Origin of the sequence: Cryobacterium ruanii, from assembly GCF_004404055.1 — a bacterium.
In the GTDB taxonomy this organism is placed as follows: domain Bacteria; phylum Actinomycetota; class Actinomycetes; order Actinomycetales; family Microbacteriaceae; genus Cryobacterium; species Cryobacterium ruanii.
Genome location: NZ_SOHK01000017.1, coordinates 57,518 through 76,036, shown reverse-complemented (window position 1 = coordinate 76,036; position 18,519 = coordinate 57,518). Strand labels below are relative to the sequence as shown.

The window sequence follows — 18,519 nt, the reverse complement described above, 5'->3', positions numbered from 1 at the left end:
ACTGTGACCATGAAAGCGGTCTACTTCGAAGAGTTCGGTGTTCTGCCGGTGTTGCGCGAGGTGCCCGAGCCGCTGTTGAGCGCGGCCGGTGTGATCGTGCGGGTGGAGGCGACCGGCGTCTGCCGCAGCGACTGGCACGGTTGGCTGGGCCATGACACCGACATCGCCCTGCCACACGTTCCCGGCCACGAACTGGTCGGCGTGATCGATGCGGTCGGGCCGCTCGTGCGTCGGTTTCGGGTGGGGCAGCGAGTGACCGTGCCGTTTGTCTGCGCCTGCGGCGACTGCCCGGAATGCGACGCCGGCAACGGGCAGGTCTGCCGCAACCAGACCCAGCCCGGCTTCACCCACTGGGGCTCCTACGCCGAACGGGTCGCGCTGCACAACGCGGACGTAAACCTCATCGCCATTCCGGGCGACCTCGACGCCGGAGCTGCGGCCCTGCTCGGCTGCCGCTTCGCCACCTCGTATCGCGCGCTCGTGCACCAGGCCGGCCTCCAAAGGAGGGAAACCCTCGTGGTCGTCGGCTGCGGCGGAGTGGGCCTCAGCGCGGTGATGATCGGGCAGGCGCTCGGCGCCACCGTCATCGCCGTCGACATCAGCACGGACGCGCTCGACGCCGCGACCCGGGTCGGGGCCGCGCACGTGGTCAACTCCTTCGGGCTGGGCGACGCCGAGGTGGTTCAGCGCATCAGGGCGCTCACGCCCAACGGTTCCGGTGCCCAGGTAAGCCTCGAGGCGCTTGGCCGGGAGAACACCGTGGCCATCGGCATCCGTTCGCTGGCCACGCGGGGAAGGCACGTTCAGATCGGCCTGCTGGCCGACGACCCGCGGATGCCGCTCGGCACGGTGATCGCGCGGGAACTGACCGTGCTCGGCAGCCACGGCATGCCGGCCCATGACTACCCGGCACTGCTTGAGCTTGTCGTGAGCGGCCGGTTGCGCCCCAACGACCTGATCAGCCGCCGAATCACGCTGGCCGATGCGCCCGCCGCCCTCGCTGCGATGTCCACTCCCGGCGCACCCGCCGGGGTCACCCTGATCGAACTGGACTAGGAGGCGATCGCACCGGTGCTGGCGGCTTCGGCATCGGCTGCGCCCGCGGCGGGCAGCGTGACATCGATGCCGAATAGGGCGTCGAGCCCGGTGAGGTAGGCATCTTGCTTGCCGGCGCGGGCCAGTTCACGGGCGCGCACCATGGGGGCGTGCAGCAGCACACCGGCCAGGTGGCGCAGGGCCGACTCGGTCGCTTCGCTCGAGTCGCCGCGGCTGCGAGCCCGGGCGATTTCAGCGTCGCGCAACTCGAACACGTAGCTGCGCAGGGCGACAACGGCCGGGGTGAGGCTCTGTTCCTCGGCGACGTCGGAGAATTTACGGGCGGCCTTACCGACGATTTCGCGGGCGTCGGTCGTGGCGTTGAGCTCTTCGAGCGGGGCGTGGATGCTGATCGTTTCCAGGTCGAGCAGTTCAACCCCGGGCACCTGCGCCACGTCGGGCGCCACATTGCGGGGCAGGCCGAGGTCGATGATGAGCTGTGGAGGCGCTTCGGGGCCGGTATCGGCCGGGCAGAGGCGGGCCGGGGCGTCGGCGGTGGCGCCGATGATCGCGAACGGGTCCACCCCGATCTCGGCGCGTCCGCGGGTGATGAGCGCTGCGTCGATCACGTGGTCGTCGCGCAGGGTGCAGGTCACCACGACGTCGGCGCGGGCGACCTCGGCGGCGAAATCCGCTTCCGAAACAGCTTCGATGTCGTGCGACGCGGCAAATCCGACGGCCCGACCGGATGGCGAGTAGACGCGCACGTTTTCGGCTCCGCGATCGCGCAGGGCGGCGAGCGAGGCCCCGGCGTAGCGGCCGGTGCCGACGAGCAGCACGCGGGCACTCGACCAGTCGATGACCCGGCTCTCGGCGAGTTCGAGCGCGAGGCGCACGATAGAGCGACCGGCTGAACCGATGCCGGTGCGGTTCTTGACGCCGCGCGAGGTCTGGGATGCCCTCTGAAAGAGGCGCTCGAGCTCGGGGCTCGTGGTGCCGTCGGCGCGAGCCTGTTCGAGCGCGCGGCGCACCTGGCCGGCGATTTCGACCTCGCCGACGACGACGGACTCGAGGCCGCTCGTCACGGCGAACAGGTGCTCGGCGACGCCATTGCCGTGCACGAGGGTGAGGTTGTCGCGCAGGGTGTCCGCGTCGAGGCCGCTGCTGGCACTCACGGCCTCGATGGCGGCGTAGACGGCGGGAAGCGGCGACACGCCGTAGGGCTCATTCAGGTCGAGGTAGGCCTCAAATCGGTTGCAGGTCGCGACGACGACGGCACCGCTGAGCGGTCCGTGCTGCTCCACCATGCGGGTGGCCGCCGCGCTTCCGCCCATAGACAATCTCTCCAGCACATCGAAGGTGGAGTTTTTATGACTGGCGGACAAAAGAATAAGCACTCCATGATCCTACGACTCAATGCTGTACGCTCCCGGCGCGCGCCGTCAGGGATGTTTGAGAGAATGATCGGGATGATCCTCGACGCGCAGCATCCACTCTCCTCCGGTCTCACCGCCGATTCCCGCCTGATCCAGGCCTATCAGGGCACCAGGCCCGCCGTGACGCCGGTGTGGTTCATGCGCCAGGCAGGGCGATCGCTGCCCGAATACCGCGAGTTGCGCGTGGGGACGCGCATGCTCGACGTGTGCCTCGACCCTGAATTGGCGAGCGAAATCTCGTTGCAGCCGGTGCGTCGCCACCAAGTCGATGCCGGAATCTTCTTCAGCGACATTGTCGTGCCGTTGAAGCTCGTCGGGGTCGACGTGTCGATCGTAGCGGGCAAGGGTCCCGTTCTCGGCAAGGCCGTGCGCACCCGAGCGGATGTCGACGAACTCACCGCACTCGACCCCGCCCAGCTCGATGCGGCCCTCGCGCCGATCAGCGCGGCCGTGTCCCTGGCGGTGTCCCAGCTTGGATCGACCCCGCTTATCGGCTTCGCCGGTGCCCCGTTCACGCTCGCCGCGTATCTGGTCGAGGGTGGTCCGTCGAAGGATCACATTCACGCCCGCGCACTCATGCACGTCGACCCGGACGCCTGGGCGAAGCTCATGGCCTGGACGGCCGACGTCACCGGCCGATTCCTCCGCGCGCAGGTGCTCGCCGGCGCCAGCGCCGCCCAGCTCTTCGACTCGTGGGCCGGCGCCCTGTCGCTGGCTGACTATGCGGCATCCGTCGCTCCCGCCTCGGCCGCGGCGATCGCCCACGTGCGCGACCTGACCTACACGGTGCCGGGCGCAGCCGACGAACCGATGGACCGTAACGTGCCCATCGTGCACTTCGGCGTGGGAACCGGCGAACTGCTCAAGGAAATGCACAACATCGGTGCCGACGTCGTGGGCGTCGACTACCGCGTACCGCTAGACGAGGCCAACCGCCGGCTCGGCGGCCTAGTGCCGGTCCAGGGCAACGTCGACCCGGCCCTGCTCGCAGCTCCCTGGCCGGTACTCGAAGCGCACGTGCGTGACGTACTGGAACGTGGCCGCACCGCCCCCTCGCACGTGCTCAACCTCGGCCACGGCGTGCCACCCGACACCGACCCCGATGTGCTGACCCGCCTGGTCAGCCTCGTGCACGACGTGAGTGCGGCCGAATAGCCCATGGTGAGCCGTGTCGATTCCTGGTCACCCCGGGCTGCCGGCATAACTCCTGCAATTTGCCGTGCGACGAAACAAATACCGCGTAATTCTTGATGAGTGGACGGTCGGGGGTTTTTCTGCAGGAGTTGTGCCGGAGGCCGTGCGCTGAATAGAAAAGGAACTGTGAAATGAGCACACCGATCGATGTTCTCGTCATTGGCGGGGGAGTAGCCGGCTTGGTCGCCGCCCGCGAATGCGCCCAGGTGGGGCTCAGCGTGACCATCATCGAGGCAACGGATGCTGTGGGTGGCCCGGTCGCGGGCCACGTCCTCGACGGGCTCAGCCTCGACAGCGGCACCGAGAGCTTCGCGGTGCGCGGCGGCACCGTGGCCGCCTTCATCGAGGATCTCGGCCTCACCGACCAGGTCGTCGCGCCCAACGCAGCCGGCGCCTGGCTGCATCTGCCCGTCCTCCACCCGGGTTCTTCGTCCAGAGCCCGTGCGAAAAGGATCGCCGCCGGTCTTGCTTTGCCAGGCCCGTCAACGGATACCTCGATGAGCGTTCCACTGCCCATGGCCGGTGTTCTCGGAATCCCCGGCTCGCCGCTCGCCGACGACGTGCGCCGCGTCATCGGCTGGAAGGGGGCGCTGCGCGCCTACCTCGATCGGCTCATGCCCGTGCTCACGATCGGCCGCGAGCACAGCCTCGGCGAGCTCGTGAAGAAGCGCATGGGAGCGCGCGTGCTCGATCGCCTCGTCGAACCGGTCGCCTCGGGCGTCTACACGACGAGTGCCGTCGACCTCGAAATCGACGTTGTCGCTCCCGGACTCAACCGCGCCCTCACCACCGCCGGCTCACTCTCCGGCGCTGTTTCGGCTTTGCGCGCCGGCGCCCCGGCCGGTTCCAACGTCGGTGGGCTGCTGGGCGGCATGGCGATCCTGCCCGCCGCCATCGTGGCCGCGCTCGAACACCACAACGTGAGCATTCAGACCGGCACCACGGCCGAAACCCTGGCCCGATCGGGTACCGACGACGCGCCGACCTGGAACGTAACCGTCACTCGACAAGCGGATGTCGCCCCCGCCGCCCCGCAAGCGGCTCCCGCCAACCCCGCCATAACCGCGCCCGCCGTAATGCCCGATCCCGCCACGCCCGCCATCCCCGCCACCACCGCAATCCTCACCGCCCGCTACGTGATCGTCGCGACCCAGGGCGCGCAGGCCCTGCGACTGGTCAATTCGCTCGGCGCACAGTTCGACGCGCTCGCCGAACTCGACTGGCCGGCCCCGACCGCCGTCACCCTCACCTCGCTTGTGCTCGACGCACCCGCCCTCGACGCCCATCCGCGCGGAACCGGCGTGCTCGTCGCAGTCGACGCCCCCGATGTCACCGCCAAAGCCCTCACCCACGTCACCGCGAAGTGGGCCTGGGTGGCGCAAGCCGCCGGCCCCGGCCGCCACGTCGTGCGGCTGTCCTACGGTCGCGCCGGAGCGCCCAACCCCACCGATGACCTGAGCGACGACGAGTTGCAGGCGCTCGCGCTGCACGATGCATCCGTTTTGCTCGGCGTGCCGCTGCCGGCGAGCTCCGTGCGCGCCTTTGCGCGCATGGAATGGCGCGACGCCCTGTCGCCGGCCACGCTCGGTGCCCCCGAACGCGCGCAGCAGGTTCGCGAGGCCGTCGCCCAGGCCCCCGCGCTCGAGATCACCGGCGCTTGGCTGGCCGGAACCGGGCTCGCCTCGGTCATTCCGCACGCGCTCGAGGCCGGGGACCGCATCCGGCACGCCGCCCTCGGCCTCACCATTGCCGCGCCCGACCTTTAGCGTCTACCGAATCAGCCCCGTAGTGAACCAGCCCCGTACCGAACCAAGCCCGTACCGAACCAGCCCCGTACCGAACTAAGCCCGTACCGAACCAAGCCCGTACCGAACTAAGCGCGTACCGAACCGCGGAGATTCGCGGGTCAAACCGCAAAATCTGTCTGCTTCGAGGTGGCTGCGCTGCCATCTCCGCGGTTCTGTACCGGTGCCGAGGTGACCGGCGCACGCTTCAGCCCCCTGGCCCGGGTTTTCGATCCGAAATTTATGCACTGCCTGTATTGATACGGGTGTACCCAGACATGCCGACGCGACACCCCCGACGCAAACGTCGAACCGGGTTACTCTGGGGGAACCTTACGAGAGTGGAGACTCAATGCGCGGAAAGCTTCTGTTCATCACGGGCGGGTTCGTCGGCTATGTGCTCGGTGCACGTGCCGGCCGCAAACGTTACGAGCAGATTGCTGCCGCCGCCAATGATCTCTGGAACGCCAAACCCGTTCAGCGCCGGGTGACCGAGGTGCGCGACGCCGCCCTCGAACTGGTCGGCGACGTTCCCGCCACCCTGTTCAAGGCCGGCAAGAAGGCGGTCAGCCAGGCCGCGGCCAAGAAGAAGCAGGCCGCTCCCAAAACGGATGCCCCCGCCGCGTCCACCCCGACACCCCAGGCCAGCACCACCAAGAGCCGCACGGTCGCCACGAAGCCGAAGCCGAAGCCGAAGACGGTGCCGGACGCCGGCGACACGGCCGCGCACTAACCACGAACTCGTAGAATTCAGACACCTGAACCACCGATACCCGAACGTAGGGAAGGCAATCCGTGACTAGCAGTGGATTCAACCCGAAGAGCAAGCGCCCGTTGCTCGCCCTGATCGGGGAGCTGCCCGGCCAGATCAGCGCCCTCGTCAAAGCCGAACTGGATGCCTTCAAGGCCGAGTTCGCCGCGAAGGCTAAGAACGTCGGGGTCGGTGCAGCCCTCTTCGTGGTGGCCGGCGCCTTTCTCTTCTTCGCACTCGGCGTGTTCGTCGCCCTCGCGGTGGTCGCCCTGGCCCTCGTGCTTCCGCTCTGGCTGGCCACCCTCATCGTGGCGGTGGCGCTCGTGCTCGTGGCCGTCATCCTCGTGTTGATCGGGGTGAACCGGGTGAAGGCGGCCACGAAACCCGACCCGGAGGGCGTGCACGCGAGCATCCGTGACGACGTCGATGCATTCAAGGGAGTTGGCGAATATGACCACAAATAGCAGCACGGGAACAGAGAAGTACGGTATCGGCGATCTGCGTGCCGAAGCGCGGCACGCGCGTGCCGAGCTCGCCTCGACGCTCGATGCCATCGAGTACAAGTTCGACCTGCCCAAGCAGCTGCGCATCAAACGGCGGCGCCTCACCCATGCTCTGCGCCAGCTCGGTGAAGACAGCCCGGCGGCGCTCGTGGGCATTGCGCTCGGAGCGGCGACCGTCGTGGGTGTAATCGTCTGGTTTGGTGCCTCTGCGGTGGCCAAGAACCGCTAGTTCCGATCAAGCCCGCTCGGTCAGTTCACAGGAACGTTCGGCTCCTTTTGGTGCCGGGGCCAATTCGGAGCAAACTATACCCATGACTCACCCGGCTGCCGGAGAGGCAGTAACCAGCGTTCAGCCCACCACCCCCATCGATCCCGAGGTACCCGCGGCTTCGCCGCAAGGCTTCACCCTCTTCACCGTTCTACGAAGAGATCCGCACAACCCCGATGACCTCGACGGCCGCGATGTTCCGCACGCCGTGAACGAGCTCGACGATGTGTTGGCCCTGATCGAAGCCGAGGGCGTCACCGTGCGCGGTTTCTACGATGTCTCCGGCCTCAAGGCCGACTCAGACGTCATGATCTGGACCCACGCCGCGAACGCCGAGAGCCTGCAGTGGGCGAACCGCGAGCTGCGCCGCAGCCGCCTGCTCAAGAGCCTGCTGCCGACCTGGAACGCCATGGGCGTGCACCGCGACGCCGAGTTCAACAAGAGCCACGTGCCCGGCTTCCTGCGTGGCATCGAGCCGAAGGCCTGGCTCACTATCTACCCGTTCGTGCGCAGTTTCGAGTGGTACCTGCTGCCCGAGACGGAACGCAGCGCCATGCTTGCCGACCACGGCCGCAAGGGCGCCGCCTACCGCGGAGCCATCGCCAACACCGTCTCAGCCTTCGCCCTCGGCGATTACGAGTGGCTGTTGCCGATCGAGAGCGACGAACTCACCGAGCTCGTCGACCTGATGCGGGGCCTACGCGACACCGAAGCGCGCCGTCACGTGCGCGAAGAGATTCCGTTCTTCACCGGACGCCGCATTTCCACCGCCGAGCTCGTCGAGGTGTTGCAGTAATGGCCCGGTATGACGCAGTGCTGTTGGCCGGTTTCGGCGGTCCTGAGGGCCAGGATGACGTGATTCCGTTCCTTCGGAACGTGACCGGCGGTCGCGGCATTCCCGAGGAACGACTTGAGGTCGTCGCCAAGCACTACCGTCACTACGGTGGCGTCAGCCCGATCAACGACCAGAACCGCGTGCTGAAGGCGGCGCTGCAGGTCGAACTGACCCGTCGCGGCATCGACCTGCCCGTGATCTGGGGCAACCGCAACTGGGCGCCGTACCTGCGCGACACCATCTCTGAGGCGCACGAGGCTGGCCAGGACCGCCTGCTCGCGATTGCGACGAGTGCCTACAGCTCCTACAGCGGATGCCGACAGTACCGCGAAGACTTCGCCGCGGCCCTCGATGACAAGGGTCTCACCGGCACGGTTCACATCGACAAGATCCGCCAGTTCTTCGACCACCCCGGATTCGTCGACCCGTTCATCGTCGGTGTGACGCAGGGCCTGCAGGTCGTGCGTCAGGCAGTGCCCGGCATTGATGTGGACACCGAAGTCGAGATTCTGTTCTCGACCCACTCCATCCCCATGACCGACGCCAACAAGAGCGGCCCGGCCGAGCGTGGTTTCGGCGAGGGCGGTGCCTACGAGGCGCAGCACCGCGCCGTCGCCCAGGTCATCATGGACTCCCTGGTGGAACCGGCCGACAACACCTCGCCACTGCAGACGCCGTGGCAGCTCGTGTACCAGTCCCGCAGCGGCCCACCCAGCATGCCGTGGCTCGAGCCCGACATCAACGATGCGATCGCCCTGCTGCCGGCCCGTGGCATCCGTGCCGTCATCATCGTGCCACTCGGTTTCGTGAGTGACCACATGGAGGTCATGTGGGACCTCGACAACGAGGCAATGGAGACGAGCGAGAAGTTCGGCATCAAAGCTGTGCGGGTGCCGACCCCCGGGATCTCGCCCGCTTTCGTGAGCGGCCTCGTCGACCTGATCGAGGAACGTCTGAACGATACCCCGGTCGAAGACCGCCCGGCGAAGACCACGCTCGGCCCCTGGTACGACGTGTGCCGCCCCGGCTGCTGCGAAAACGTGCGTCTCGGCTTCAAACCGGCCGTCGCCGGAATGGCGCCATGACCGTGATCCGCGTGGGTACCCGCGCGAGCGCCCTTGCGCTCGCGCAGACCCAGACCATCGTCAACCGCATCGCGGCCTCGGCCGGCGTTGAGGTTGAAATCGTGCGCGTCACCACGCACGGTGACACGTCGACCGAACCGCTCTCGAGCCTCGGCGGTACCGGTGTCTTCGCGAGCGCCCTGCGCGAAGCCCTGCTGAACGACGAGTGCGACGTCATCGTGCACTCCTTCAAGGACCTGCCGACCGAGCCCCACCCCGGCCTCGCCATCGGCGCAACGCCCAAGCGGGCGGATGCCCGCGACGTGCTCGTGGCGCGCGCCGGATTCACCCTGGACACCCTGCCAGAGGGAGCCCGGGTCGGTACGGGCTCCCCTCGCCGGGTCGCCCAGCTGCTGGCACGTCGCCCTGACCTGACGATCGTCGACATTCGCGGCAACATCGATACACGCGTGGGGCGCGTCGCCGAGGGCGACCTCGACGCCGTCGTGCTCGCCGCCGCCGGTCTTGGCCGTCTGGGCCGGCTCGATTCCCTCGCGCCCGAGTTTCTCGACCTGTCGGCCTGGCCGAGCGCTCCTGGCCAGGGTGCACTCGCCATCGAGGTGCGCGATGGCAAGCCCGATCGCCTGCTCGGCGTGGCCCTCGCCGCCATGAATCATGCCTCCACCCAGGCGACGACGACGGCTGAACGCACCGTCCTGGCCCGCCTCGAGGCCGGCTGCGCCGCACCGATCGGTGCGACAGCGGTCGTGGACGACGGCTTGCTCTTTCTCACCGCGACCGTGTACAGCCCGGATGGCTCCCGCAAGGTCACGAGTTCGCACGCGGCGACGCCCGATTCCCACTCCGCCCTCCATCTCACTGAAGCCGCGCTCGACGTGGCCGAACGAGTGTCCATAGATCTTCTGGCCGGTGGCGCGGCCGAGTTCGCTCCCCTGAAAGTGACTGAGTGACCACGTGACCAATCGACTGACCAAGCCCCTCGCGGGCTGGCGAGTTCTCGTTCCGCGCGGCGGACCCTGGGGTGACCAGGTTGCTGCCAACCTGCGGGCCAGGGGTGCGCACCCGATCGTCGCTCCGATGATCAACTTCGCCGCCACCGACGACGCCCCGGCCCTCGACGCGGCGCTCACCCGCCTCGCCGCCGGCGACTTCGACTGGATGACCATCACGAGTGCCACGACCGTCGATGTGCTGTCGTCGCATCGCGCGGTCGTCGCGCCCGGAACACGCATTGCCGCGGTAGGTGAAACCACCGCGGCCGCGCTCATTGCGGCCGGCTACCACGTGGACATCGTTCCCTCCGAAGACAATTCGGCCCGCGGTCTGCTCGAGGAATGGGAGACCGCCACCGCCGGCGTCATCCCCCTGCGTGTGCTGACCCTGCGCAGTGAGATTGCCAAGCCGCTGCTCAGCGAGGGACTGCGCCGCGTTGGGCACGACGTGGAATCCGTCGTCGCCTACCGCACCATCGGTGTTCCGGTCAGTGATCAGGTCGTCGCCGACGTCAAGGCCGGCCTCGTGCACGCCGTGCTCGTCACGAGTGGCAGCGTCGCCCGCCAGGTGCGCGAACAGTTCGGCGACATTCCCGAACGCACTCTGGTGGCGTGCATCGGCCCGCGCACCGCCAAGGACTCCCGAGCCCTTGGACTACGCGTCGACGTGATCGCCTCGGAGCGCAGCGCCGAGTCTCTCATCGAGGCGCTCGTCGACGCCGCGCTCGCGGGAACCGCACCGGCGCTGTAGCGCGCCAGGCGGCATCCACCGGTGTAAACAGCCAGGTAACGACCGGATAACGAAACGTTCAGCCGGGCGGCGTAGGGTACAAGGGTGACCAACCCCGTTATCCGCCCACGACGTTTGCGCGCCAGCCCCGCGCTTCGTCGCCTGGCCAGTGAGATTCGTGTTCACCCGGCGGAGCTCGTGCTCCCCATGTTCGTGCGCGAAGGCGAGCATCCCCGACCGATCAGCTCGATGCCCGGCGTCGTGCAGCACAGCATCGACAGTGCGCGTCGAGCCGTGGTGCAGGCGGCGGAAGCCGGCGTCGGCGGCGTCATGTTGTTCGGGGTTCCAGAAGTTCGCGACGCCACCGGAACCGGCGCGACCGACCCAAACGGCATCCTCAACCTGGCCACCCGTGCCCTCGTCGATGAAATCGGCGATGCGCTCGTCGTGCAGACCGACCTGTGCCTCGACGAATTCACCGATCACGGCCATTGTGGCGTGCTGGCGGCCGACGGCCACGTCGACAACGACATGACGCTCGAGCGCTATCGCGACATGGCGCTGGCCCAGGCCACGGCCGGGTCCGCGCTCCTCGGCCTCTCTGGCATGATGGACGGCCAGGTCGCCGCCGTGCGCGAAACCCTCGACGCCAACGGTTTCGAAGATACCGCCGTGCTCGCCTACTCGGCCAAGTACGCCTCCGCTTTCTACGGCCCATTCCGCGAGGCGGTGGCGTCGACCCTGGTCGGCGACCGCCGTACCTACCAGCTCAACCCGGCCAACCGCCGCGAGGGCGTGCGCGAAGCCCAGCTCGACATTGACGAGGGCGCCGACATCGTCATGGTCAAGCCGGCTGGCAGCTACCTCGACGTGCTCGCCGAAGTCGCTGCCATGAGTGATATTCCGGTTTGGGCATATCAAGTATCCGGCGAATACGCCATGATCGAAGCCGCTGCCGCACAGGGCTGGATCGACCGCCGCCGCGCCGTCGAGGAGTCGGTGCTCAGCATCCGCCGCGCCGGAGCCGACGCCGTACTCACCTACTGGGCCGTTGAACTGGCCACCTGGCTCAAGGAGGAACAAGCATGACCGACACGATGTCCCCCGGCGTGGGGTACGCGCCCACCCGTAACGACGAACTGTTCGCCCGCGCCCGCCGCGTGATCCCTGGTGGGGTCAACTCGCCCGTGCGTGCTTTCGGCTCGGTCGGTGGCACCCCGCTCTTTTTGGTGAAGGCCGCTGGCGCCTATGTCACCGATTCCGACGGTCGTGAATACGTCGACCTCGTCAACTCCTGGGGCCCGGCGATCCTCGGTCACGCGCATCCTCAGGTCATCAAGGCAGTGCAGGATGCCGCCGCCCTCGGGCTGTCATTCGGCGCGTCGACACCGGCCGAGACCGAACTGGCTGAACTGGTCGCCGAGCGGGTTGGCGCGGTCGAGAAACTGCGCCTGGTCTCTACCGGCACCGAAGCGACCATGACCGCCATTCGCCTGGCCCGCGGCTTCACCGGTCGGGACCTGCTGATCAAGTTCGCCGGCCACTACCACGGCCACTCCGACGGCCTGCTGGCCCAGGCCGGCTCGGGCCTCGCCACGCTCGCGTTGCCCGGATCGGCCGGCGTCACCGCCGCAACCGCCGCGCAGACACTCGTGCTGCCCTACAACGACCTCGACGCCGTGCGGGCCGCTTTCGAAGCGCACCCCGGGCGCATCGCAGCCATCATCACCGAGGCGGCCGCCGCTAACATGGGCGTCGTCGCCCCAGATGCCGGCTTCAACGCGGCGCTGTCATCGATCGCGCACGCAAACGGCGCGCTGCTCATCCTCGACGAGGTGCTCACCGGTTTTCGCGTGAGCCGCTCCGGCTTCTGGGGCCTCGAAACCAGCAGCCTCGAGTCGGCCGGCGAAAAGTTCTACACGCCCGACCTGCTCGCCTTCGGCAAGATCATCGGCGGCGGCCTGCCCGTCGCCGCCCTCGGCGGCCGGGCCGACGTGATGGACTTTCTCGCACCGACCGGCCCGGTTTACCAGGCCGGAACGCTGTCGGGCAACCCGGTCGCCGTCGCAGCCGGCATCGCGACCCTCAACCTGCTCGACGAGAGCGTCTACGACCGGCTCAACGCGACTGCCATTATCCTCTCAGAGGCCGTCTCCGCCTCGCTCGCAGCCGAGGGTGTCGCCCACCGGGTTCAGCGCGCCGGCAACCTGTTCAGCTTCGTCTTCGGCGCGGAGGCGCAGGGTTCAGCCCCGCGCACCTACGCCGATGTTCAGCGGCAGGAGGCATTTCGCTACGCACCGTTCTTCCACGCCATGCTCGACGGCGGCGTCTCGCTGCCGCCGAGCGTGTTCGAGGCCTGGTTCGTCTCCGACGCGCACGACCAGAGCGCCATCGGGCGCATCTTCGAGGCGCTGCCGGCCGCGGCGAAGGCTGCGGCCGCCGCAACCCCGCGGGTCTGATCCACCAAGCAGAGCTGAACCCAAGAAAGCAGGGCTGACCCAGGCAAGCGGATGAGCGTGGCCGACCTCGTTCATCCGCTCAGCTTGGAGAGTTCCTGCGCTGTGACGTTACTGCTTTGTGAGGTTCAGACAACGGGTTTTCGACCCTGACCGGGCAGACTGGAACCATGGCTTCCCTGAGCGTGCACTCCGACCGGCTCGAGATCCACCTGACGCGCGCGGAAAGGACCCTCGCGCTGCGACGGGAGTCGATCGTGGTGCAGCGGGACAACATCCGTTCGGTGATCATCACCGAAGATCCGTGGATCTGGTTGCGCGGAATTCGCGCCCTCGGCTCGATTGTTCCGCTCGTCGTGGCGGCCGGAACTTGGAAGTTTCACGGCGGCAAGGACTTCGTTTCGATCAAGCGGCGTCGTTCGGCCGTGGTGATCGACCTCGTCGGCGAAGAATTCGCGCGTGTCATTCTCACGAGCCAGCATGCGACCGATCTGATCGACTCGCTCAAGCTGCCCGCTGAAACCAGCGTCGAGCCGGCCAGCGTCGAGCCGGCCAGCGTCGAGCCGACCAGCGTCGAGCCGACCAGCTAGGTGACGTCCTTCTTCCAGCTCACGGCATAGCCGATCACGGCCGTAACCAGGGCGTAGCCGAGCAGCACGAGGCCGCCCTGCCACCAGTCCAGCGGCGCTGAAGCCGACGGATTCGCGAGGTTCAGAAAGCTCGACCCGACCAGCGCGTCTGACGCGGCACCGGGCAGAAAGTTGCCGATTTTCGCGGTGATCTCGAGAAAAGATGCCGCCAGCCGCAGCAGCGGTTCAACGAACTGGGTGAAGGCCAGCACGATCACGATCGAGGCGACCTGGTTCGGCACGAGCACTCCGAGGCCCACGCCGATCGCTGCCCACAAGCCCATGGCGAGCAGGGTGCGGGCGACGAGCAGCCAGGTCTCCGAGTCGAGCAGCAGCGCATTCACCCCGAACGCGCTCAGCACCCCGCCACCGAGACCAACGGATGCCGCCAGCGCGACGACCCCGAAGCCCGCACCGACCAGGATCAGTGTCACGGTCTTCGCGCCGAGCACGAGGCCGCGGCGGGGTGTCGCCAGGAAGGTGGGGGTGAGGGTCTGGTGGCGAAATTCACCGGTCGTCGCGAGGGCACCGAGCAGCACCGGAAAGACGTAGCCGACCGAAGAAGCGAAGCTGTAGATCAGCGGCGGGAGGCTGCCGAAATCGGTGGATCCGCCGCCGGTGTTCACGGCATCCGGGCTGATCACACCGGTCTGGATTCCGGCGAACAGCGCCGCGAGGCCGCCGGCCAGTAGACCGATGTAGCAAAACAGAACGATGGCCAGAATCCACCACAAACGGGTCGTGAAGATCTTGGCGAATTCGGCCGAAACGCATCGCAGGAAGATAATCACAGTGAGTGGCCTCCGCCGACGAGGGTGAGAAACGAGTCTTCGAGGCCGGCTTTCTGCCGATGCAGCACGCTCAGTTCGACCCCGGCTTCGAAGGCGAGGTGACCGAGCCGCGCCGGATCGCCCGTCGCGGCGAGCAGCCCGGTGCGACCGATCGAGAAGCTGATGCCGGCCGCGGTCAGCGCGGCGGCGAGGGCCTCGCGGTCGGGTGAATCCACGATCGTCTGTGGCGCGGCATCCGTGTCGAGGCTCGACAGCGGGCCGAGGTGCACGAGTTGGCCCCGGGCGATGATGATGACGTCGTCAACGCTCTGCTGCACCTCGGAGAGAAGGTGGGAGCTGACCAGAACGGTGCGGCCCTCGGCGGCCATGTCGCGCAGAAACCCACGAATCCAGCGGATGCCCTCCGGGTCCAGCCCGTTGATCGGCTCGTCTAGCACGAGCACGCCCGGGTCGCCGAGCAGCGCATAGGCCAGGCCGAGTCGTTGGCGCATGCCGAGGGAGTAGCCGCCGACCCGCTGGGAGGCGTGAGCGGCGAGTCCCACCTGGGCGAGTACCTCCAGCACGCGGGTGCGCGGCAGCCCGGCGGCGATCGCATAGACGCCGAGGTGGCTCCGGGCGGTGCGGCCCGGGTGAAAGCTCGCGGCTTCAAGGGCGGCGCCCACCGTGGCCAGCGGATGCGGCAGGTCGCGGTAGCGCACACCGCCGAACGTGGCCGTGCCGCTGCTGGCGTTGACCAGCCCGAGCAGAATGCGCAGGGACGTGGTCTTGCCGGCACCGTTCGGCCCGAGAAAGCCGGTGACCCGGCCGGGTTCCACCGTGAACGACAGGTCGTTGACGGCGGCGACACCGCCAAAGCGTTTGCTGATGCTGGTGAATTCGATAACAGCGCCGGTGGGCATCCGACTCCCCTCTGTAGTGAGTCCAGCCTAGGGCCGGCAGCGCCGATGCCTCCGCCGCGAAAGCGGGCCTTCCGACCACATCGTTACGGCCGTAGAAAGTCGTCGAACGCGTCGAGTATCCGGTCGACCTCGTGCGCCGTGGTGTGCGGGGCGAGGCCGATGCGCAGTCCGCCGTCATCGCGCAGGCCGAGGTGCCGACTCGCTTCTCGAGCGTAGAACGAACCGGCCGGAGCCAGAATACCCCCCCTCGATCAGAAACGTGGAGGCGGCATCGGCCGAATGGTTGGCGAAGGTCACCAAAACGGTGGGGGTGCGCCGAGCGGCGCGGGAGCATCGGAACTCTCTTCTGGCGTTTCGGTTCTGATCGTGCTCTCAGTACGGCCGCTCAGGTTGCGGGCGCCGACGCCTCGCTCGCATGGGCGGTGCAGGTCGGAGCCGCGGCGGCCACGCATGCAGCGCACACGACCAGCTGTTCCCGGCAGGAGGAGTCGCGGCAGTTGAGCATGTTCGTGGTGGGTGCGGCGCAGATCTGGCAGGTGCCGATTATGGCAGCGTCCGGGGCAAAATCGATGGACATCCGCTGGTCGAAGACATAGAGCGAGCCCGACCACAGGCCCTCATTGCCGAAGGCCTCGCCGTAACGCACAATTCCGCCGTCGAGTTGATACACCTCGCCGAATCCACGCGACTTCATGAGACCGCTGAGAACCTCACAGCGGATGCCGCCGGTGCAGTAGGTCACCACCGGTTTGCCCTTGAGGTGGTCGTATTTGCCGCTGTCGAGTTCGGCCACGAACTCTCGCGTATTGGCTACGTCGGGAACGACCGCGTTTCGAAAGTGACCGATTTCGGCCTCGAACTTATTGCGCCCATCGAAGAAGACCACGTCGTCGCCGCGCGCCGCAACGAGGGCGTTGAGCTCGGCGGGCGCCAGCTTGGTGCCACCACCGACAACTCCCGCGGTGTTGACGCGCAACTCTCCCGGGGCGCCGAAGCTCACGATCTCATCGCGCACCTTCACCACGAGCCGAGGAAAGTCGCGGCTCTGACCCTTCCCGTCCAGGCCGGTGCCCTCGCTCCACTTGAAGTCGATGTGCCGGAACGGTGCATAGTCGCGGGTCTTGCGAATGTACTTCTTGACGGCGGGCAAGTCGCCACCGACCGTTCCATTGAGGCCGTCCTTGGAGATCAGGATGCGTCCGCGCAGGCCGAGCCCGGCGCACAGGTCCCGCTGCCACAGTCGAACGGCCTCCGGGTCGGCCAGGGGCGTGAAGATGTAATAGAGCAGAATCTTCGGAATGGCCATGGAGTTATTTTACGAGGGGCGCGTAGGGTGGGCGAACTGGCTGCGCTGCAACAAAGCAGCTGATGCCCAACGAGGAGGCCATCGTGACGCTCGACCCACTCGCCCGTTTCGGCGAGGTGCCCCAGTTCTCGCTCACCAGCACCGACATGACCGACGGCGGCCCGTTGCGGCCGGCGCAGTATGCCGCCGATGCCGGGGGAGCGGACGTCTCGCCGCAGCTGTCATGGAGTGGTTTCCCTCCCGAGACCGAGAGTTTCGCCCTGACCGTGTACGACCCAGACGCCCCGAGCGGCTCGGGGTTCTGGCACTGGGCCGTGGCCAACCTCCCGATATCCGTGACCGACCTGCCGATTGGCGCGGGCGCCGCGGGCGGGGCTCTGCCGGGATCGTCCCTAACCTTGCCCAACGAGCTGCGATTGACCTCCTTCTCTGGTGCCGGGCCGCCACCCGGAACCGGCACGCACCGCTACCAGTTCATCGTGCACGCCGTCGATGTGCCGACGCTCGACCTCGACCCCCAATCCACCCCGGGCGTTCTCGGCTTCAACCTGCACTTTCACACGCTCGCGCGCGCGGTGCTGGAAGCGACCGGGGTTGCGGGCGGGGCATCCGCTGCGTGAACGTACGGCAGGAACAGCCACCTGAAGCCGGGAGTTGCCCCCAAATGGGGTACTTCCCAGCGAGCATTCGGGAGAGTCGACTTAGCCTCAATCAGTGAGTAGAACCAGTACCCTGATCGACACTGTTCGCAGCACGCCCCTCTCCGCAGAGCCCCCGACCTCGCCGGGTCCCGCCCGGGTTGGAAAGCCGGCACGCGCCTGGCTGCACGGCATCCGTCTGCACGCCGACGGGGTGACCGTCGACCGGTCGGCTCATCGGGAGACGGGCATTCGTCGGTTGCCGGTCTGGGCCTGGCGTGCGCTTATGTTGCGACGGGTAACCCCGGTGCATAAATTCAACCTGCATCCGATTGATTCGGTCGTGTATGACCTAGATCTCGACTACGTCGGCGATGGGGAGAAGATTCACCGGCTCGACGTGCTCGCGCCCAAGCGCGAGCAAGGCGCGGAGCCACTCCCGGTATACGTGTACTTTCACGGTGGGGGCTGGACCTCGGGCGACAAGGATCCGCTCACCAAATACTGTGCGAGCCAGGCCGCCGCGGGCATGATCGTGGTCAACGCGAATTACCGCATGGCCACCCGGTTCCAGCTGAAACACATGTTGCAGGACGGCAACGCGGTGCTCGGCTGGGTCGCCCGTAACATCGCCGCCTACGGGGGAGACCCCACCCGCGTCGTGCTCGGCGGCGACTCCGCCGGCGGCCACATTGCGGCGCTGCTCACGGCCGCGGCTTACGCGCCGGAGCTCGCCGAGCACTACGGCATTCGCCCGCCGGTCGCGGCGCGCAACCTTCGCGGCCTGGTGCAGCACTGCAGCATCGCTGACTTCTCGGTGCTGTTCGACCGCGGGTTCGTACTGAGCCTCAACTTCGTGCGGATGCTGCTGCCCGAGCGTGGCCGCGGCCTGCACCTGCGCACGGCAGCACGGTTCATGTCGCCGATCGAGTGGCTCGACCGGGGCTTTCCGCCGGTTTTCGTCACAACCTCGGAGCGGGACTATTTCTACCGCGCCAACCTTAACTTCATCGAGGCGTTGCGGGCGCGCGCTATTCGGGTCGACACTCTGATCTACGGTCGGCGCAGCGTCAATACCAAGCACACTTGGCAGCAGGACGACACGCATCCCGAATCGCAAGAGGTCTACCGCCGGCTCGGCGCCTTCGTGCGTGCCGTCGCGCCGCGTTCGTTGGCTGCCGCTTGAA

Annotated in this window: 19 protein-coding genes; 15 read left to right on the top strand and 4 right to left on the bottom strand. The window is 67.5% G+C overall.

The window, feature by feature from the left end:
- The first annotated feature begins 9 nt into the window (after nucleotides 1-9).
- Entirely contained in the window at nucleotides 10-1,056 is a 1,047-nt protein-coding gene (locus E3T47_RS11885; protein ID WP_134556283.1) for a zinc-binding dehydrogenase, read from the top strand.
- On the opposite strand, the gene E3T47_RS11880 is transcribed toward E3T47_RS11885, so the two are convergent.
- Nucleotides 1,053-2,432: a glutamyl-tRNA reductase gene (locus tag E3T47_RS11880; protein ID WP_134556282.1), complete on the bottom strand. Its 1,380-nt coding sequence runs from the start codon at nucleotides 2,430-2,432 to the stop codon at nucleotides 1,053-1,055. The two genes, E3T47_RS11885 and E3T47_RS11880, sit on opposite strands and share 4 nt — an antisense overlap.
- 72 nt (nucleotides 2,433-2,504) lie before the next feature.
- Here E3T47_RS11880 and hemE point away from each other — a divergent pair, with 72 nt between their 5' ends.
- The 12 genes from hemE to E3T47_RS11820 all read left to right on the top strand — a co-directional run bounded on the left by hemE (nucleotide 2,505) and on the right by E3T47_RS11820 (nucleotide 13,659).
- Nucleotides 2,505-3,626, top strand: coding sequence for a uroporphyrinogen decarboxylase (gene hemE, locus E3T47_RS11875; RefSeq protein ID WP_134556281.1), 1,122 nt, complete (start codon nucleotides 2,505-2,507; stop codon nucleotides 3,624-3,626).
- Nucleotides 3,627-3,796: 170 nt separating this feature from the next.
- Nucleotides 3,797-5,431, top strand: a complete 1,635-nt coding sequence (locus tag E3T47_RS11870; RefSeq protein ID WP_134556280.1) for a protoporphyrinogen/coproporphyrinogen oxidase — start codon at nucleotides 3,797-3,799, stop codon at nucleotides 5,429-5,431.
- 370 nt (nucleotides 5,432-5,801) lie between these two features.
- Entirely contained in the window at nucleotides 5,802-6,182 is a 381-nt protein-coding gene (locus E3T47_RS15950; RefSeq protein WP_166805711.1) for a hypothetical protein, read from the top strand.
- 62 nt (nucleotides 6,183-6,244) lie between these two features.
- Entirely contained in the window at nucleotides 6,245-6,664 is a 420-nt protein-coding gene (locus E3T47_RS11860; protein WP_134556279.1) for a phage holin family protein, read from the top strand.
- Nucleotides 6,651-6,932 (top strand): hypothetical protein, encoded by a 282-nt coding sequence (locus tag E3T47_RS11855; protein WP_241982226.1) that lies wholly within the window; start codon nucleotides 6,651-6,653, stop codon nucleotides 6,930-6,932. Before E3T47_RS11860 ends, E3T47_RS11855 begins: the two co-directional genes overlap by 14 nt.
- Before the next feature lie 82 nt (nucleotides 6,933-7,014).
- On the top strand, nucleotides 7,015-7,767 hold the full coding sequence (hemQ, locus tag E3T47_RS11850; protein ID WP_134556278.1) for a hydrogen peroxide-dependent heme synthase: 753 nt from the start codon (nucleotides 7,015-7,017) through the stop codon (nucleotides 7,765-7,767).
- A complete protein-coding gene (locus E3T47_RS11845; protein WP_134556277.1) occupies nucleotides 7,767-8,891 on the top strand; it encodes a ferrochelatase in 1,125 nt (374 codons plus the stop codon). Before hemQ ends, E3T47_RS11845 begins: the two co-directional genes overlap by 1 nt.
- On the top strand, nucleotides 8,888-9,841 hold the full coding sequence (gene hemC / locus E3T47_RS11840) for a hydroxymethylbilane synthase (protein WP_134556276.1): 954 nt from the start codon (nucleotides 8,888-8,890) through the stop codon (nucleotides 9,839-9,841). Before E3T47_RS11845 ends, hemC begins: the two co-directional genes overlap by 4 nt.
- A 4-nt stretch (nucleotides 9,842-9,845) precedes the next feature.
- Nucleotides 9,846-10,634 carry a uroporphyrinogen-III synthase gene (locus E3T47_RS11835; RefSeq protein WP_134556275.1) on the top strand — a complete coding sequence of 263 codons (789 nt, stop codon included), beginning with the start codon at nucleotides 9,846-9,848 and terminating at the stop codon, nucleotides 10,632-10,634.
- An 84-nt stretch (nucleotides 10,635-10,718) separates the two neighbouring features.
- Nucleotides 10,719-11,702: a porphobilinogen synthase gene (gene hemB / locus E3T47_RS11830; RefSeq protein WP_134556274.1), complete on the top strand. Its 984-nt coding sequence runs from the start codon at nucleotides 10,719-10,721 to the stop codon at nucleotides 11,700-11,702.
- Nucleotides 11,699-13,072, top strand: coding sequence for a glutamate-1-semialdehyde 2,1-aminomutase (gene hemL / locus E3T47_RS11825; protein WP_241982225.1), 1,374 nt, complete (start codon nucleotides 11,699-11,701; stop codon nucleotides 13,070-13,072). The genes hemB and hemL overlap by 4 nt, the downstream gene beginning before the upstream one ends.
- 167 nt (nucleotides 13,073-13,239) lie before the next feature.
- The gene (locus tag E3T47_RS11820; protein ID WP_134556273.1) at nucleotides 13,240-13,659 is read left to right on the top strand and encodes a hypothetical protein; all 420 of its coding nucleotides are present in this window, start codon (nucleotides 13,240-13,242) and stop codon (nucleotides 13,657-13,659) included.
- Here the strand turns inward: E3T47_RS11820 and E3T47_RS11815 are convergent.
- The 3 genes from E3T47_RS11815 to trhO form a co-directional block, all read right to left on the bottom strand.
- Nucleotides 13,656-14,489: an ABC transporter permease gene (locus E3T47_RS11815; RefSeq protein ID WP_241982223.1), complete on the bottom strand. Its 834-nt coding sequence runs from the start codon at nucleotides 14,487-14,489 to the stop codon at nucleotides 13,656-13,658. The genes E3T47_RS11820 and E3T47_RS11815 overlap by 4 nt on opposite strands.
- Nucleotides 14,486-15,388, bottom strand: coding sequence for an ATP-binding cassette domain-containing protein (locus E3T47_RS11810; protein ID WP_134556272.1), 903 nt, complete (start codon nucleotides 15,386-15,388; stop codon nucleotides 14,486-14,488). Before E3T47_RS11810 ends, E3T47_RS11815 begins: the two co-directional genes overlap by 4 nt.
- A 385-nt stretch (nucleotides 15,389-15,773) precedes the next feature.
- Complete coding sequence (gene trhO, locus E3T47_RS11805) at nucleotides 15,774-16,694, bottom strand: oxygen-dependent tRNA uridine(34) hydroxylase TrhO (RefSeq protein ID WP_134556271.1); 921 nt, start codon at nucleotides 16,692-16,694, stop codon at nucleotides 15,774-15,776.
- A gap of 62 nt (nucleotides 16,695-16,756) precedes the next feature.
- Between trhO and E3T47_RS11800 the strand changes: the two genes are divergently transcribed.
- Entirely contained in the window at nucleotides 16,757-17,314 is a 558-nt protein-coding gene (locus tag E3T47_RS11800; protein ID WP_174844674.1) for a YbhB/YbcL family Raf kinase inhibitor-like protein, read from the top strand.
- A 94-nt stretch (nucleotides 17,315-17,408) separates the two neighbouring features.
- Nucleotides 17,409-18,518 (top strand): alpha/beta hydrolase, encoded by a 1,110-nt coding sequence (locus E3T47_RS11795; protein WP_241982221.1) that lies wholly within the window; start codon nucleotides 17,409-17,411, stop codon nucleotides 18,516-18,518.
- Nucleotide 18,519 lies beyond the last annotated feature (1 nt).

Excerpts from the sequence above, each read along its gene's own strand:
- E3T47_RS11800 (WP_174844674.1), top strand. The coding sequence starts at position 16,757 with ATGCCCAACGAGGAGGCCATCGTGACGCTCGACCCACTCGCCCGTTTC.
- E3T47_RS11820 (WP_134556273.1), top strand. The coding sequence starts at position 13,240 with ATGGCTTCCCTGAGCGTGCACTCCGACCGGCTCGAGATCCACCTGACG.
- hemE (WP_134556281.1), top strand. The coding sequence starts at position 2,505 with ATGATCCTCGACGCGCAGCATCCACTCTCCTCCGGTCTCACCGCCGAT.
- E3T47_RS11885 (WP_134556283.1), top strand. The coding sequence starts at position 10 with ATGAAAGCGGTCTACTTCGAAGAGTTCGGTGTTCTGCCGGTGTTGCGC.
- E3T47_RS11845 (WP_134556277.1), top strand. The coding sequence starts at position 7,767 with ATGGCCCGGTATGACGCAGTGCTGTTGGCCGGTTTCGGCGGTCCTGAG.
- hemQ (WP_134556278.1), top strand. The coding sequence starts at position 7,015 with ATGACTCACCCGGCTGCCGGAGAGGCAGTAACCAGCGTTCAGCCCACC.
- hemC (WP_134556276.1), top strand. The coding sequence starts at position 8,888 with ATGACCGTGATCCGCGTGGGTACCCGCGCGAGCGCCCTTGCGCTCGCG.
- trhO (WP_134556271.1), bottom strand. The coding sequence starts at position 16,694 with ATGGCCATTCCGAAGATTCTGCTCTATTACATCTTCACGCCCCTGGCC.
- E3T47_RS11855 (WP_241982226.1), top strand. The coding sequence starts at position 6,651 with ATGACCACAAATAGCAGCACGGGAACAGAGAAGTACGGTATCGGCGAT.
- hemL (WP_241982225.1), top strand. The coding sequence starts at position 11,699 with ATGACCGACACGATGTCCCCCGGCGTGGGGTACGCGCCCACCCGTAAC.
- E3T47_RS11870 (WP_134556280.1), top strand. The coding sequence starts at position 3,797 with ATGAGCACACCGATCGATGTTCTCGTCATTGGCGGGGGAGTAGCCGGC.
- E3T47_RS15950 (WP_166805711.1), top strand. The coding sequence starts at position 5,802 with ATGCGCGGAAAGCTTCTGTTCATCACGGGCGGGTTCGTCGGCTATGTG.
- E3T47_RS11810 (WP_134556272.1), bottom strand. The coding sequence starts at position 15,388 with ATGCCCACCGGCGCTGTTATCGAATTCACCAGCATCAGCAAACGCTTT.